Origin of the sequence: Rhodovulum euryhalinum, from assembly GCF_004342445.1 — a bacterium.
Taxonomy (GTDB): domain Bacteria; phylum Pseudomonadota; class Alphaproteobacteria; order Rhodobacterales; family Rhodobacteraceae; genus Rhodovulum; species Rhodovulum euryhalinum.
Window position 1 is genome coordinate 349,274 of sequence record NZ_SLWW01000001.1, and the last position, 13,757, is coordinate 363,030.

Here is a 13,757-nt window from a genome sequence, read left to right on the forward strand (position 1 = left end):
CAAGAACGCATGCAGACCGCCTCGCCCCGCCCCTCGACGCTTGAAGCCGCGGACATGATTTCCGAAACGCTCGGGGGCATGGGCGCCCTGCCGCAGGACTGGCTGGCCGGCGCCGGCGCCCATGCCGGAGAGTTGCTTGACGGCGCGCAGCTGATGCGCACCGTCGCCGCCCGGCACGGCAACGTGATCTTCGACGGCCACACCGCCCGGGCGCGCGCCGCGTTCGAGGCGCTGTCGGCGGCCGGCACCGCCAGTGCCCGGAACGAGACGCCCCTGCCATCGGCCCTTGCCGACTGGATGCGCGATGCGGGCGAGCGCTGGGTGCTGACGCTGGATCTGTTGCGCGAGCGGGGCGACATCTTCCGCGCGCACGAGGCCGCGGGCTGCCCGCCGGTGCTGATCTACGACTACGAGATGATCGTCGACGGCGCCGACCTGGACCACCCCTGCAACTACCAGCTCTTGCGGATCGTCCCGCCCGAGGGTGTCGAGGTGCACGACTTCAAGCGGCCCTACATCATCATCGACCCGCGTGCGGGGCACGGCGGCGGCATCGGCGGGTTCAAGCCCGACAGCCAGGTCGGCGTGGCGCTGGCCGATGGCCACCCGGTCTATTTCGTGGCCTTCGGGCGCACACCCGTTCCGGGCCAGACGCTGGCCGACGTCACCCGCGCCGAGGCCGAGTTCGTGCGCGAGGTCACCCGCCGCCATCCCGACGCCTCCAAGCCCGTCGTCATCGGCAATTGCCAGGGCGGCTGGGCCACACTGCTGCTGGCGGCGTCCAACCCCGACCTCACGGGCCCGATCGTACTGAACGGCGCGCCGGTGGCCACCTGGTCGGGCGAGGTGGGCAAGCACCCGATGCGCTACAACGCCGGGATCCTCGGCGGCACCTGGCAGCCGATGCTGTGGTCGGACCTGGGCGGCGGCGTCTTCGACGGCGCGAACCTGGTGATGAACTTCGAGATGCTGAACCCCGGCCGCACCTGGTTCCGCAAGTATGCCGACATGATGGCCGATATCGACGATCCCAAGGCCCGCCAGCGGTTCCTGGAATTCGAACGCTGGTGGGGCGGCTTCTTCATGCTGAACGAGGCCGAGATCCGCTGGATCGTCGAACAGCTTTTCGTCGGCAACCGCCTGACCAGGAACACCGCGATGCTGGAACCCGGCCGGCTGGTCGACATCAAGCAGATCCGTGCGCCGATCATCGTCTTCGCCAGCCACGGCGACAACATCACGCCGCCCCAGCAGGCGCTGAACTGGATCCTCGACGCCTATGCCGGGGTCGACGAGATCCGCATCCGCGGCCAGCGCATCGTCTACATGGTGCACGAAGAGGTCGGCCACCTGGGCATCTTCGTCTCCTCGACCATCGCGAAAAAGGAACATACCGAGGTCTCGTCCACGCTGAAGACCATCGAGGCGCTGGCGCCCGGGCTCTACGAGATGAGGATCGACGCGGTGAAGGGCGCGGGCACGGCCAAGAGCTTTCACGTCAGCTTTGCCGAGCGCAGCTTTGCCGATCTCGAGGCACTGGGCGGCACCCGCGACGAAGAGGTGGCCTTCGCCGCGGTGGCGCGGGCCAGCCAGATGCAGTCCGAGGCCTATGACACGCTGGTCCGTCCGGTGCTGCGCGCAACCGTCAGCCCCCGCGCGGCCGAGGCGGCACGCGCGCTGCACCCGCTGCGCACCCAGCGGCTGGCGCTGTCCTCGCTGAACCCCGCGATGGCGGCCCTTGCCACCGCCGCCGAACGGGTCCGCGAGGCCCGCGAGCCTGCCGATCCGGCCAACCCCTTCCTGGCACTGGAGCGGGTGGCCATCGACGTCACCGAGCAATGGATCGACCTCGCCCGCGACCTGCGCGACGCGGCCTACGAGATGAGCTTTCACATGATGTGGAACAACCCCTGGGCGCGCGCCTTCGGCCAGTCCCAGGCGCCGCGCCGCACCCGCAAGACCGAGGACGAACTGCGCGCGCTGCCCATCGTGCAGGCCGCGCTGGCGCACGTGGCCCAGGGCGGCTTCGTCGAGGCGGTGATCCGGATGCTGGTGCTGCTGGCCGAGAGCCGCCAATCGGTCCGGCGCGACCGGCTTGAACGCTCGGCCCGGGTGCTGAACCGCGATGCGCCGTTCCGCGACCTGCCGATGGAGGTGCGCGCCCACATCATCCACGAACAGACCCTGATCGCCACCTACGACCCCGAAGGCGCCATCGCCACGCTGCCGCGCCTGTTGCCCGACCCCGAGGCGCGCGATCTGGCCGCCCGCGTCGTCCAGTATGTCCCCGGCCCTATCGACGAGATGGCGCCGCACACGCTGGAGATGCTGAACCGGTTCCGCAGCGTGCTGGGGCTTGGCCCGGTGACCGCCGACGTGCTGGACGACCCGCTGGCCGAGGCGCCCGAGGGGACGGGGGATGCGGCCCCGGCCGCCCGTCCGCGCCGCCGCGCCGCCCCGCGCACCGGGGAGGCCGCCGAATGAAGGCGGCGCTGAAGCCCGAGGACGCGGCCGCGATGATCCCCGAAGGCGCGGTGCTCTTGATCGGCGGGTTCATGGGCGTGGGCTCGCCGCACCGGCTGATCGACGCGATTGTGGCCCGCGGCGTCAGCGGGCTGACCATCGTCGGCAACGACACCTGCCGGCCGGGCCAGGGCGTGGGCAAGCTGATCGACGCGGGCCTCGTGACCCGCGCCATCGTCAGCCATATCGGCCTGAACCCCGAGGCCCAGCGCCGGATGATCGCGGGCGAAATGGAGATCGAACTGGTCCCCCAGGGCACGCTGGTCGAACGCATCCGCGCGGGCGGCGTGGGCCTCGGCGGCGTGCTGACCCCGACCGGCGTCGGCACGCTGGTCGAGGAGGGCAAGCAGGTGATCGAGATCGATGGCCAGAAGTTCCTGCTGGAAAAGCCGATCCGCGGCGATTTCGCGCTGCTGGACGCGCGCCAGGCCGATTACGTGGGCAACCTCGAATACACGCTGACCGCGCACAACTTCAATCCGATCATGGCGCTGGCCGCCGACACGGTGATCGCCGAGCCGCACCACATCCTGCCCGTGGGCATGATCCCGCCCGACGCGGTCAAGACGCCGGGCGTGCTGGTCGACTACCTTCTGGAAAGGGCGCAGTGATGGACGCCAAGGAAATCATCGCCCGCCGCGTCGCGCGGGAACTGAGCCCCGGGATGCTGGTCAATCTCGGCATCGGGCTGCCCTCGATGGTGGCAAGCTTCGTGCCCGATGGCCTGCAGGTGTTCTTTCAGGCCGAGAACGGCGTGATCGGCCTTGGCGCCCGCCCGCCCGAGGGGATGGAGGACCGCGACCTGACCGATGCGGGCGGCGGCTTCGTCACCGCCGTGCCGGGCGCGGCCTCGATCGACAGCGCGATGAGCTTCGGGCTGATCCGGGGCGGGCATCTGGACATGACGGTGCTGGGTGGGTTGCAGGTCGACGAGAAGGGGCATCTGGCGAACTGGATGGTACCCGGCAAGATGGTACCCGGCATGGGCGGCGCGATGGATCTGGTCACCGGGGCGCGGCGCGTGGTGGTGGCGATGGTCCACGCCTCGCGCGGCGAGCCCAAGATCGTGCCGGAATGTACCCTTCCGCTGACCGCCGCCCGCCGGGTCAGCCTGATCGTGACCGAGATGGCCGTGATCGAGCCGACCGACGAGGGTCTCGTGCTGCGCGAAACCGGGCCGGGTGTCTCGGCAAAAGATGTCGTGGCCGCGACCGCCGCAAGGCTGATCGTTCCGCCGGATATCCCGAAGATGGACTTGGCGTGATGCGAGGGCGTGTCACGTCGACACCGCCTGGGCCGGCGGCACATCTGCCAGCCGCCAGGGCAGCGCCCCGGGTGCACGGTTCCGCACGATCCGGTCCGCGGCAAGCGCAAGGACCAGGACCAGCATCAGCGACAGCACCGACACCGCCGCCGCACCGGTCGAGTTGCCCTCCTGTTGCAGCGCAAAGATCATCACGCCGACCGTCTCGGTTCCCGCCGACCACAGCAGCGCCGACAGTGTCAGTTCGTTGAAGGCGGTCATCGCGATCAGCACCCCGCCCGCGACCGCGGAAGGCGCGGCCAAGGGGGCGAAGATGCGCAGGATGCGCCGCGCGCTGCCCGCACCCGCGATCCGGGCGGCCTCGTCCAGCGCAGGCTCCAGCGCCTGCGCCACGCCCGCCAACGGCCGCAGCACCAGCGGCAGGAACCGGGCGAGATAGGCCACCAGCAGGATCGTGGCCGTGCCATAGATCGAGATGTTCAGGCCCGGCAGCGGCGGCAGGAACACCAGGATCATCGCCAGCGCCAGCACCGTGCCCGGCACCACGAAGGGCGCGTCGGCCAGCAGGTCGAGACGGCGCAGCAGCGGGTGGCGGCGCACCGCGACAAACCAGGCAAAGGGCAGCGCCACCGCGGCCGAGATCAGCGCCGCCGCCATGGACAGCGCCAGCGAATTGCCAAAGGCGCGGCGGATGGTGGGATCGGTCAGCGCGTCGGCGAAATTGGCGAGCGTGAGGGTGCCAAGGCTCAGCCGCACGCCCAATGCCGGAACCAGCGCGGTGGCCAGCAGCGCCGCGATGGGCGCCAATGTCAGAAGGCCCAGCGCCGCCCACAGCGCAATGCCCGCGGGCCACTGCCAGCGCCCGGCCTCGAACCCCGCAAAGGACTGGCCCCGGCCGACCGGCACCGCCAGCCGACGGATCAGCACGGCCCTAAGCGCCAGCGCCGCGCCAGCCATCGCGATCAGCGCCAGCGCCAGCACCGCGACCTGCCCCAGCACCTGCGGGCCGAATCCGTTCAGGCGCTGGTAGATCAGCGTGGTCAGCATCGTGAACCGCCCCGGGATGCCCAACAGCGCAGGCACCCCGAAATTGCCGACCGCGGCGGCAAAGGCAAGGATTGCGCCCGCCAGCACCTGCGGCAGGCAGAGCGGAAGGATCACCCGGGCAAGGATGCGCGGCACCCCCGCGCCCGCGATCCGGGCGGCCTCGACCAGATCGGCGGGGATCGCGATCAGCCCCGCGCGGACGGCGAGGAACACCAGCGGCATGTGCTCGATCCCCATCAGCCAGACGATTCCGCCCCCGGAATAGAGCGGGTTGCGCACCCCCGGCGGCGGGGCAAGGCCGAGGGGCGCCAGTATTGGCGAGGTGCTGCCGAACAGTTCGATCCACGCCAGCGCCATGATCTGCGAGGGGATCAGCAGCGGCGAGAGCGCGAGGAAAGTCAGCGCGATGCGGCCGGGCAGCCGCACCAGCCCCAGCAGCAACGCCAGCGCGGTGCCCAGCGAGACCGACACCAGAGCCGCCCCGGCCGAGGCCCATAGCGTGTTGACCAAGGCGCGCCGGGCCGCACGGCTGTCGAACGCTTCGCGGATCAGGCCGAGCGTGCGGCCCGCCTCGTCGGGTCCGAACGCCTCGGCCAGCAGGCTGGCCAGCGGCCATAGCCCGGTCAACACCACGTAGGATGCGATCAGGGCAACGATCAGGTGATCGCCGCCCCGCAGGAGAAGGGCGCGCGCGCCGGGCGGCGCCGGATTGTGTGCTGTCTCAGCCACCGAAGAGATCGGCAAAGGCCTCCTTGGTCGCCCGGTCATCCGCCAGCATCGTCGACGGATCGGCGGCGAGGATCCTTAGCGTCGCCGGGTCGGGATAGCCTGCGGGCTGCGCCACGCCTCCAAGGATCGGGAAATAGCCCTGCGCCACCGACTGTTCCTGCGCCGTGCGGCCAAGCTGCCAGTCGACGAAGACCTTGGCGGCCTCGACATTGTCGCTGTCCTTCAGGATCGCGACGGGCTGGGTGATGGCGGACACCCCCTCGGCCGGGAACACGAAGTCCACCGGTGAACCCTTGGCCTTGGCGTTCAGCGCCATGTATTCGATGATGATGCCATAGGCCTTTTCGCCGCGCGCCACGGCCTCGATCACGGTGCCGTTGCCCTGCCCGGCCACCGCGCCGTTGTCGGCCAGCGTCTCGTAATACGTCCAGCCGAACTCGGGCTGCTGCACCATGGTTCCCACATGGATCACCGCCGCACCGGAATAGAGCGGGCTGGGCATGATGGTCTGCGCCGCGATCTCGGGTTTGGTCAGGTCGGCCCAGGACGTGGGCGCCTCGGTCACCAGGTTGGTGTTGTAGACGATGCCGGTGGTGATCAGCTTGGTTCCGAAGAAGGTCTTGTCGGGGTCGATCACGTCGGCCGGGATGCCCGCAACCGGGGCCTCGGCATAGGCCAGCAGGCGGCCGTCGGTCTTGAGCTGCGTCATCGCCACGGCGTCGGCGATCAGCATCACGTCGGCAGGGGTGCCACCGGCGGCAAATTCGGCCTGCAGCTTGGACATCAGCTCGGTGGTGCCGGTGCGGAACACCTCGACCGTGATCTCGGGGTGGTCCTTGTTGAACGCCTCGACCACGGCGGCCATCTGGTCGCTGGGCTGCGAGGTGTAGACGGTGATGGTTCCCGACGCCTGCGCGTGCGCGCCCCCTGACAGGGCGGTTGCGGCAAGAAGGCCGAGGGCGATGGAACGCAGCGAGATCATGGTCTTTCTCCCGGGTGGCTGGTGGTGATCCGGTGCCGGTATCAGCCCGGCGCGACAGATCCGTGACAGAAGCGCGGCGGCCCGATGCCGTCCACCGGCTGCGCCTGCCAGCCGCCCCGGGGCTGCGGCGCCCACAGCAGGATCTGCCCATTGCCCGGCCTGAGGTAGGGGGCATCCCCCCCGATCAGCGCGTGAAGCACGCGGGCGACACCGGAATGGGCCACGATCAGCACCGGGGGCGGGCCGTCGATTTCGGCAAGCGCGGCGGCGACCCGGGCATGGAAGGTCTCGGGGCCCTCGCCGCCGGGCGGGGTCTCGTCCCGGACAAGGGCCGAGCGCGGCCCGCCCTCCAGGGCGCCCCAGCCACGTTCCTTCAGCCCGGCGAGCAGGTGCGGCGCCAGCCCCAGCGCCCCGGCCACGGGCTGCGCGGTGTCCCGCGCGCGCCGGAGCGGCGAACACCACAGGCTGGCCGGGCGCAGGGGTCCGGGCAGCGCCGCAAGGCGTTCGGCGGCGGCCTGCGCCTGGTCGCGGCCCCGCGCCGTCAGTGGCAGGTCCATCCATCCGGTCACGCGGTCGGTGGCGTTGGTCTCGGTCTCGCCGTGGCGGAGGAACAGGAAGGGCCGCTCGAACAGCGGGATCACCACGTCATCTCCGGACCAGTGCAGAAGGGCGCGCCGGGCAGGGCCGCGGCAAGGGCGGCGCGCAGGTGCGGGGGGCAGAAGGCGGGCATCGCGACCCGGGGTTTGGTTGCGGCCAGCAGCGCGCGGGTGTCCGACAACCGGGGGTGCACGTTCCAGCGCATGTGGCCCGCGTGTCCCTCGCAGACCAGCGCAGCGGCGGGCGTGCCCGCCCCGAGATACCCGGTGAACAGGATGCGCGCCTCGCCCGTCACGGCGAACCGGGCGGCAAGCGGGGCGGAAAGGCCGCTGGCGGCATCGGCCGAGACGGCGATCATTGCGCCCCGGGCCGGGCTGTCCACGTCAAGCGGGCTTGCCTTCGCCAGCAGGTCTCGCAAGGTCCCCGCGGCACCGTCCGCCAGCCAATCGGGCCGGGCCAGCAGGGTTTCGGCAACGCGGCGGTGCGCGGGGCAAAGCGCCACCCCGACCCCGGCCGCAAGGGCCGCGCAGGCGATGTCGAGCCCGCGTCCATCGGCAGGGGATGGCAGCAGCACCGGCGCGGACGAAAGCAGGCCAAGGAGTTCAGCCTGTTGCACCGCGAGGGCTGTGTCGGCCACGCCATAGCTTGCGTCCAGAACCACGGCCTCGGCGGGGGGCGGCATCTCGAAGGGCCAGACGCTGGGCCCCGTCGCGCAGTCGCCGGTATAAAGCAGCCCGCCCGCCCCGCCGATCCGCATCCAGACCGCACCGGGCGCATGGCCCGCGGCGCCGGTCTCGACCTCGACGCCCACGATCTCGACTCGCCCGCGCCTTGGCAGCGCCACGCCAACCGGGCCCGGCGGCGGGCCGGAAAGGACAAAGACCGGCGGCGAAGCATGAACCGGCGGGCTTCCGACCAGAGGGGCCAGTTGCAACGCCCCGGCATGGTCGGCATGGCCGTGCGAGAGAAGGATCGCATCGACCGGCCCGACCCCGGCCAGATCGGGCAGGCGACCGGCATCCGGCCCCGTCCCGAGGTCCAGCATCAGCCGCGCCCCGCCGAGTTCCAGCAGGAAACAGGCCGGTCCCTTGGCGTCGAAGCCCGACAGGGCAACCAGCCGCGGCATCAGGCGCCGACCGGCTGGGGCGCGGCGGCCACGGTGCGCGCGGCGCCCTCGCGCGGCAGGACCCAGCCGCCCTTGAGGCTCAGGCCGATCAGGGTGCCGAGGGCGACCGGCATCTCGCTGCGCACCTCCAGCGGGTCGGCGGCGTCGATTCCCTCGGGCAGGGCCGAGAGCACGTGGTCGCCGCCCTCGAACCGCAGGCCGATCACCCGCGCGGCGATGTCGCCCGCGCCCTCGGCCAGCCGCAGATCGCGCGGCCGCAGGCAGAGCCAGGCGGGACCGGGACCGGCAACGCCGGGCACCTCGGCGTTCCGCGGGCCGAGGCGCACGATAACGCGGCCGTCGCTTGTGGACAGGGCCTCGACCGGCAGGGTGCAGCCCTGCCCGACGAAACGCGCGACCATCGGCGTCGCGGGGCGGCGGAACACCTGGTCGGGCGGCGCCACCTGTTCCAGCCGACCGCGATTCATCACCCCCACCAGCCCGGCGACCGACAGCGCCTCGGACTGGTCATGGGTGACGAAGACGAACGTGGTGCCGGACTGGTGGTGGATGCGGCGGAATTCGGCCAGCATCGACTGGCGCAGATGGGCGTCGAGATTGGCAAGCGGTTCATCCAGCAGGATCAGGCCGGGGCGCACGGCCAGGCTGCGGGCCAGCGCAACGCGCTGCCGCTGTCCGCCCGACAACTCGTGCGGGCGGCGGCGGGCGAACTCCTCCAGCCCGACCGAGCGCAACGCCTCGGCCACCCGCCGCGCCCGATCGGGGCCGGACAGCCGGTTCAGCCCGAAGGCCACGTTGCCCGCAACCGTCATGTGCGGCCAGAGCGCGTAGGACTGGAAGACCATCCCCAGGCACCGCTCGCCCGGCTCGACGAAGAGACCCGCCCCGGCGACGGGCCGCCCACCCAGCCGGATTGTGCCCCCATCGGGCCGTTCCAGCCCCGCGATCAGCCTCAAGAGCGTTGTCTTGCCGCAGCCGGAGGGGCCGAGAAGGGCAAAGAACGTCGCCTCGGGCACCGCCAGATCGACACCATCCACCGCCGCGGTCCCGCCGAAGCGAAGGCTCAGCTTTTCGGTCTTTATGTCCGCCATTCGCCGCCTGTTTCTCATGGAATGATCCAACGCCAGAATGACCGGACCAGACCCGCCGCGAAAGACCCCATCGCCGCCAGGCCGAAGGCCGGATGCACGTCAGACCAGTCGCACGCCATCCGCGTCGAACAGGTGCACACGCTCGGGGATCGGGGCGACGGGCAGCCGGTCGCCGGGCCGCACCCGCGTTTCGCCCGGCACGCGCATCAGGACCGGCGCCGCCCCGATCTCGCCATGCAGGAAGGCATCGGCGCCGTGGGGTTCGACCAGGTGCACCATCATCTCGGGCGCCGCCTCGCCGGGGGCGAGCCGGAGGTGTTCGGGGCGAACGCCCAGATGTACCGGCCCCTCGGACGCGGTGGCCCGGACCGGGTGATCCCCCAGCGCAGAACGCACCCGGCCGCGGCCCAGTTCCGCGGGCAGCACATTCATCGCCGGCGCCCCGATGAAACGGGCAACGAACAGCGACGCGGGCCGGTCGTACAGATCGTGCGGCTGGCCCGCCTGCTCGATCCGGCCACCGTTCATCACCACCAGAAGATCGGCCATCGTCATCGCCTCGACCTGATCATGGGTGACATACAGCGCCGTGCGCCCCAGCCGCTGCTGCAAGCGGCGGATTTCCACCCGCATCTCACCCCGAAGCTGGGCGTCAAGGTTCGACAGCGGCTCGTCGAACAGGAACAGGGCCGGATCGCGCACGATGGCCCGGCCCATCGCCACGCGCTGGCGCTGGCCGCCCGACAACTGGCGCGGTTTCTTGTCGAGGTGGTCCTCCAGGCGCAACAGACGCGCGGTCTCGGCCACCTTGTCCGCGATCCGCGCCCGGTCCTCGCCGCGAATCTCCATGCCGAAGGCGATGTTGCGCGCCACGCTCAGGTGCGGCAGCAGAGCGTAATTCTGGAAAACCATCGCCACCCGGCGTGCCCGGGGCGGCTGATCGGTGACGTCGTGCCCGCCGATGGCGATCCGGCCCGAATCCGGCGTCTCGAGGCCCGCCACCAGCCGCAACAGCGTGGACTTGCCGCAGCCCGAGGGGCCGACGACGACGCAGAACTGCCCCTCGGGCACGACGAGGTCCAGCCCCCGGATCACCGGCTGCCCGTCAAAGGATTTCCGCAGATCGCCAAGCGCCAGACCCGTCATCGCCACCTCTCCTGACCGTGGCCCCGACTACCCCCGCGATGCGACAGGTGCGTGACGGATCCGGGCCGGACCGTCATCGAAAATTCATGCGCGCTATACCCCTGCGCCACCAAATCCAGGCACCAGTTCCGCGTCGGGCAGGGGCAAGACATGATTCACGAACGCAGTCTGAGTGTGCAGGACGCCGCCCTGCCGCGCGCGCGCACCGCCGCGCGTGCGGCCCGCCGCGCGCCCGGTCTGCGGGCGCTGGCCCTGCTGGCCCCGACGCTGGCGTTCCTGCTGCTGTTCACCTATTGGCCGATCCTCGCCTCGCTGGTCCAGTCGGTGCGGATCGAGACCTTCGGCAGCACCGAGACGACCACCGGCCTGGGCAATTTCGTCCGGCTGTGGGAGGATGCGGGCTTTCGCCGGGCGCTGGTGAACAACGCGGTCTATGCCGCGGGCACGATCGGGCCGGGCATCGCGCTGGCGCTGGCGCTGGCGGTGGGGTTGCAGGAGGCGACGGGCTTCAACACGGCGCTGCGCAGCGTCGTGTTCTTCCCTGTGATGATCCCGCTGGTGGCCGCGGCAGCGCTGTTTTCGTTCGTATTCCTGCCGGGGATCGGGCTGATCGACCACTACCTCGGCAAGCTGGGGGCGGCACAGGTCAACTGGCTTGGCAATCCCGACATCGCGCTGTTTTCCCTGATCGGGCTGACGATCTGGAAGAACGCGGGCTATTACATGCTGTTCTTCCTCGCCGGGCTTCAGGCCATCCCGCAGGACCTGTACGAGGCCGCGCGGATCGAGGGTGCGGGGGGCTGGGCACGGTTCCGGCGGGTCACGCTGCCGCTGCTGGGGCCGACCTTCGCCTTCGTCTTCGTGATCGCGCTGATCAACGCGGTGACCCAGATCGACCATGTGGTGGTGCTGACCAAGGGCGGGCCGTCGGACAGCACCAACCTGCTGTTGTTCTACATCTACCAGCAGGCGCACGAGAACTATGACCACGGCAAGGCGGCCGCGGCCACGGTCGTCACGCTGGCGCTGCTGCTGTCGCTGTCCGTTCTGTCCCTGCGCACCCTGGAACGGGGGACGCATTATGAAAGCTGACGCGCAGGCACGCTGGCTGGCGACCGGGCTTTTGTGCCTTGTGGCGCTGATGTGGTCCACGCCGCTGTTGTGGATGGCGGTCGCCGCCTTCCGCCCGCAGAATTTCGGCGGGCTCGACATGGCCTCGCTGATGCCCGACTTCGTGCCCACGCTGGCCAATTTCGCCGAGGCGTTGTCTAGCGCCGATTTCCCCCGGCTTTACCTGAACACGGTCCTCGTGTGCGGCGGCATCCTTGCCGTGCAGCTTGTCACCGTCACGATGGCGGGCTTCGCCTTTGCGCGGCTGAGGTTCCGGGGGGCGGGCGTGGTGTTTTACCTGCTGCTGATGCAGCTGATGATCGTGCCGCCGGTGCTGATCGTGCCGAACCTCGTCACGGTCACCAAGCTGGGGCTCTACGACACGCTGCTGGCGGTGATGCTGCCCTATTTCGGCTCGGCCTTCGGGGTGTTCCTGATGCGCCAGACCTTCCGCACCATCCCGCGCGACTTCGAGGAGGCGGCGATCGTCGAGGGCGCGAGCCTTTTCCAGATCGTGACCCGCGTGCTGGTGCCACTGGCCCGGCCGGGCATGGTGGCCTTCGCCATCGTCTCGGTCGTCAGCCACTGGAACGAGTTTCTCTGGCCGCTGATGGTGATTTCCGACCCCGACCACCAGACCCTGACCATCGGTCTGGCCAGCTTCACCCGCGGTGCGGAAAGCGCCAGCCAGTGGGGCGTGATCGCGGCGGGCACCTTCCTGGTGGGCGGGCCGCTGATCGCGGCCTTCGCGCTGTTCCAGCGACAGTTCGTCAATTCCTTCCTCTTTTCCGGCGTCAAATAGGAGAGACCCATGTTCGACTGGAAATCCATCGCCGCGGCCGGTGCCGTCGCGCTGACCCTCGCCCCCGGGGCCGAGGCCAAGACCGAAATCGAGCTTTATTTCCCCGTCCCGGTCGAGGGCAAGCTCGCCTCGGAAATGAAGACCCTGATCGAGCGGTTCAACACCGAACACCCCGAAATCGAGGTCACCCCGGTCTATACCGGCAGCTACGACGAGACCGCGATCAAGACCCGCGCCGCGATCAAGGCGGGCAACCCGCCGGGCGCCGTCATCATGTCGGCGAACTTCATCCTCGAATACCAGATCAACGGCGAGATTGAGGCCCTTGACCCCTTCATCGCCGCCGACGGGCTGACGAACGAGGCGTTCATGGACACCTTCTGGCCCGCGCTGCACCGCAACGCGGCCTTCGGCGGGCATGTCTGGGCGGTGCCGTTCCACAACTCGACGCCGCTTCTGTACATCAATGCCGAGCATTTCCGCGCAGCCGGGCTGGACCCGGAAAACCCGCCCGCGACCTGGGCCGAGTTCACCGAGGCCGCCAGGAAACTGACCGTGACCGAGAACGGCCAGACCACGCGCTGGGGCTTCATGCTGCCGGGCAACTACGACTATCTGGGCTGGATGATGACCGCGCTGGCGATGTCGAACGGCGGCGAATACTACAACCCTTATTACGGCGGCGAGGTCTATTACGACCAGCCATCCATGCTGGGGGCCGTCACCTTCGTCGACGACCTGGTGCACACCCACAAGGTGATGCCCGAGGGCGTGACCGACGGCAAGGCGGTCTCGACCGCGTTCTTCGCCGGGCAGGCGTCGATGGTGGCGCTGTCCACCGGTTCGCTGTCGTTCATCCGCGAGAACATGACCCAGGATTACCGCGTCGCCTTCATGCCGCGGAACCTGCGCAATGCGGTGGCGATCGGCGGCGCCTCGCTGATGATGCCCAAGGGCCTGTCGGACGAGAAGAAGGCCGCGGCGTGGGAGCTGATGGGCTGGCTGACCAGCCCCGAAATCGCCGGGCACTGGAGCCGCTTCACCGGCTATTTCGCGCCCAACAAGGGGGCCTACGACCTGCCCGAGATGAAGGACTTCCTGGCGCAGAACCCCGATGCCAGGGTGGCGCTGGACCAGCTGGCCTATGCCCAGCCGTGGTTCGCGACCTACAACACCGTGGCGGTGCGCAAGGCGCTTGAGGACGAGGTGCAGGCGGTTCTGTCGGGCCGCAAGACCCCGGCCGAGGCGGTCGCCGCCGCCCAGGCCGGTGCCGACTCGCTGATGGCGCCCTATGTCGCGCAAACCGCGCTGAACCTGCCCAAGTGACCGGCAGGCGGCCC

12 protein-coding genes are annotated in these 13,757 nt (G+C 70.1%); 6 read left to right on the plus strand and 6 right to left on the minus strand.

The annotated features are described in order from the left end of the window. Positions 1-9: 9 nt before the first annotated feature. The 3 genes from EV655_RS01570 to EV655_RS01580 are packed head-to-tail and all read left to right on the plus strand — an operon-like array spanning position 10 to position 3,787. The gene (locus EV655_RS01570) at positions 10-2,484 is read left to right on the plus strand and encodes a DUF3141 domain-containing protein (protein ID WP_207901914.1); all 2,475 of its coding nucleotides are present in this window, start codon (positions 10-12) and stop codon (positions 2,482-2,484) included. Then, positions 2,481-3,134: a 3-oxoacid CoA-transferase subunit A gene (locus EV655_RS01575; protein ID WP_132540748.1), complete on the plus strand. Its 654-nt coding sequence runs from the start codon at positions 2,481-2,483 to the stop codon at positions 3,132-3,134. The genes EV655_RS01570 and EV655_RS01575 overlap by 4 nt, the downstream gene beginning before the upstream one ends. Then, positions 3,134-3,787, plus strand: coding sequence for a 3-oxoacid CoA-transferase subunit B (locus EV655_RS01580; RefSeq protein ID WP_132540751.1), 654 nt, complete (start codon positions 3,134-3,136; stop codon positions 3,785-3,787). The genes EV655_RS01575 and EV655_RS01580 overlap by 1 nt, the downstream gene beginning before the upstream one ends. Positions 3,788-3,799: 12 nt before the next feature. On the opposite strand, the gene EV655_RS01585 is transcribed toward EV655_RS01580, so the two are convergent. The 6 genes from EV655_RS01585 to EV655_RS01610 form a co-directional block, all read right to left on the minus strand. Continuing rightward, positions 3,800-5,563, minus strand: a complete 1,764-nt coding sequence (locus tag EV655_RS01585) for an ABC transporter permease (RefSeq protein ID WP_207901915.1) — start codon at positions 5,561-5,563, stop codon at positions 3,800-3,802. Then, positions 5,556-6,545 (minus strand): ABC transporter substrate-binding protein, encoded by a 990-nt coding sequence (locus tag EV655_RS01590; RefSeq protein WP_132540757.1) that lies wholly within the window; start codon positions 6,543-6,545, stop codon positions 5,556-5,558. Before EV655_RS01590 ends, EV655_RS01585 begins: the two co-directional genes overlap by 8 nt. Before the next feature lie 41 nt (positions 6,546-6,586). Then, entirely contained in the window at positions 6,587-7,186 is a 600-nt protein-coding gene (locus EV655_RS01595; protein WP_207901916.1) for a histidine phosphatase family protein, read from the minus strand. Next, entirely contained in the window at positions 7,183-8,268 is a 1,086-nt protein-coding gene (locus EV655_RS01600) for an MBL fold metallo-hydrolase (protein ID WP_132540760.1), read from the minus strand. Before EV655_RS01600 ends, EV655_RS01595 begins: the two co-directional genes overlap by 4 nt. Then, on the minus strand, positions 8,268-9,359 hold the full coding sequence (locus tag EV655_RS01605; RefSeq protein WP_132540763.1) for an ABC transporter ATP-binding protein: 1,092 nt from the start codon (positions 9,357-9,359) through the stop codon (positions 8,268-8,270). Before EV655_RS01605 ends, EV655_RS01600 begins: the two co-directional genes overlap by 1 nt. A 99-nt stretch (positions 9,360-9,458) precedes the next feature. Further along, the gene (locus EV655_RS01610; protein ID WP_132540766.1) at positions 9,459-10,505 is read right to left on the minus strand and encodes an ABC transporter ATP-binding protein; all 1,047 of its coding nucleotides are present in this window, start codon (positions 10,503-10,505) and stop codon (positions 9,459-9,461) included. A 150-nt stretch (positions 10,506-10,655) separates the two neighbouring features. On the opposite strand from EV655_RS01610, the gene EV655_RS01615 reads away from it, so the two are divergent. Genes EV655_RS01615 through EV655_RS01625 form a run of 3 tightly spaced genes read left to right on the plus strand, consistent with a single transcriptional unit; the run spans position 10,656 to position 13,743 of the window. After that, positions 10,656-11,597 (plus strand): carbohydrate ABC transporter permease, encoded by a 942-nt coding sequence (locus tag EV655_RS01615; protein ID WP_132540769.1) that lies wholly within the window; start codon positions 10,656-10,658, stop codon positions 11,595-11,597. Further along, the gene (locus tag EV655_RS01620) at positions 11,587-12,417 is read left to right on the plus strand and encodes a carbohydrate ABC transporter permease (protein ID WP_132540772.1); all 831 of its coding nucleotides are present in this window, start codon (positions 11,587-11,589) and stop codon (positions 12,415-12,417) included. The genes EV655_RS01615 and EV655_RS01620 overlap by 11 nt, the downstream gene beginning before the upstream one ends. Positions 12,418-12,426: 9 nt before the next feature. After that, positions 12,427-13,743, plus strand: coding sequence for an ABC transporter substrate-binding protein (locus EV655_RS01625; RefSeq protein WP_132540775.1), 1,317 nt, complete (start codon positions 12,427-12,429; stop codon positions 13,741-13,743). Positions 13,744-13,757 lie beyond the last annotated feature (14 nt).

Bases quoted from the DNA above. Each gene is read 5' to 3' on its own strand.
- EV655_RS01600 (WP_132540760.1), bottom strand. From the start codon at position 8,268: ATGCCGCGGCTGGTTGCCCTGTCGGGCTTCGACGCCAAGGGACCGGCC.
- EV655_RS01605 (WP_132540763.1), bottom strand. From the start codon at position 9,359: ATGGCGGACATAAAGACCGAAAAGCTGAGCCTTCGCTTCGGCGGGACC.
- EV655_RS01590 (WP_132540757.1), bottom strand. From the start codon at position 6,545: ATGATCTCGCTGCGTTCCATCGCCCTCGGCCTTCTTGCCGCAACCGCC.
- EV655_RS01615 (WP_132540769.1), top strand. From the start codon at position 10,656: ATGATTCACGAACGCAGTCTGAGTGTGCAGGACGCCGCCCTGCCGCGC.
- EV655_RS01610 (WP_132540766.1), bottom strand. From the start codon at position 10,505: ATGACGGGTCTGGCGCTTGGCGATCTGCGGAAATCCTTTGACGGGCAG.
- EV655_RS01570 (WP_207901914.1), top strand. From the start codon at position 10: ATGCAGACCGCCTCGCCCCGCCCCTCGACGCTTGAAGCCGCGGACATG.
- EV655_RS01625 (WP_132540775.1), top strand. From the start codon at position 12,427: ATGTTCGACTGGAAATCCATCGCCGCGGCCGGTGCCGTCGCGCTGACC.
- EV655_RS01575 (WP_132540748.1), top strand. From the start codon at position 2,481: ATGAAGGCGGCGCTGAAGCCCGAGGACGCGGCCGCGATGATCCCCGAA.
- EV655_RS01620 (WP_132540772.1), top strand. From the start codon at position 11,587: ATGAAAGCTGACGCGCAGGCACGCTGGCTGGCGACCGGGCTTTTGTGC.
- EV655_RS01580 (WP_132540751.1), top strand. From the start codon at position 3,134: ATGGACGCCAAGGAAATCATCGCCCGCCGCGTCGCGCGGGAACTGAGC.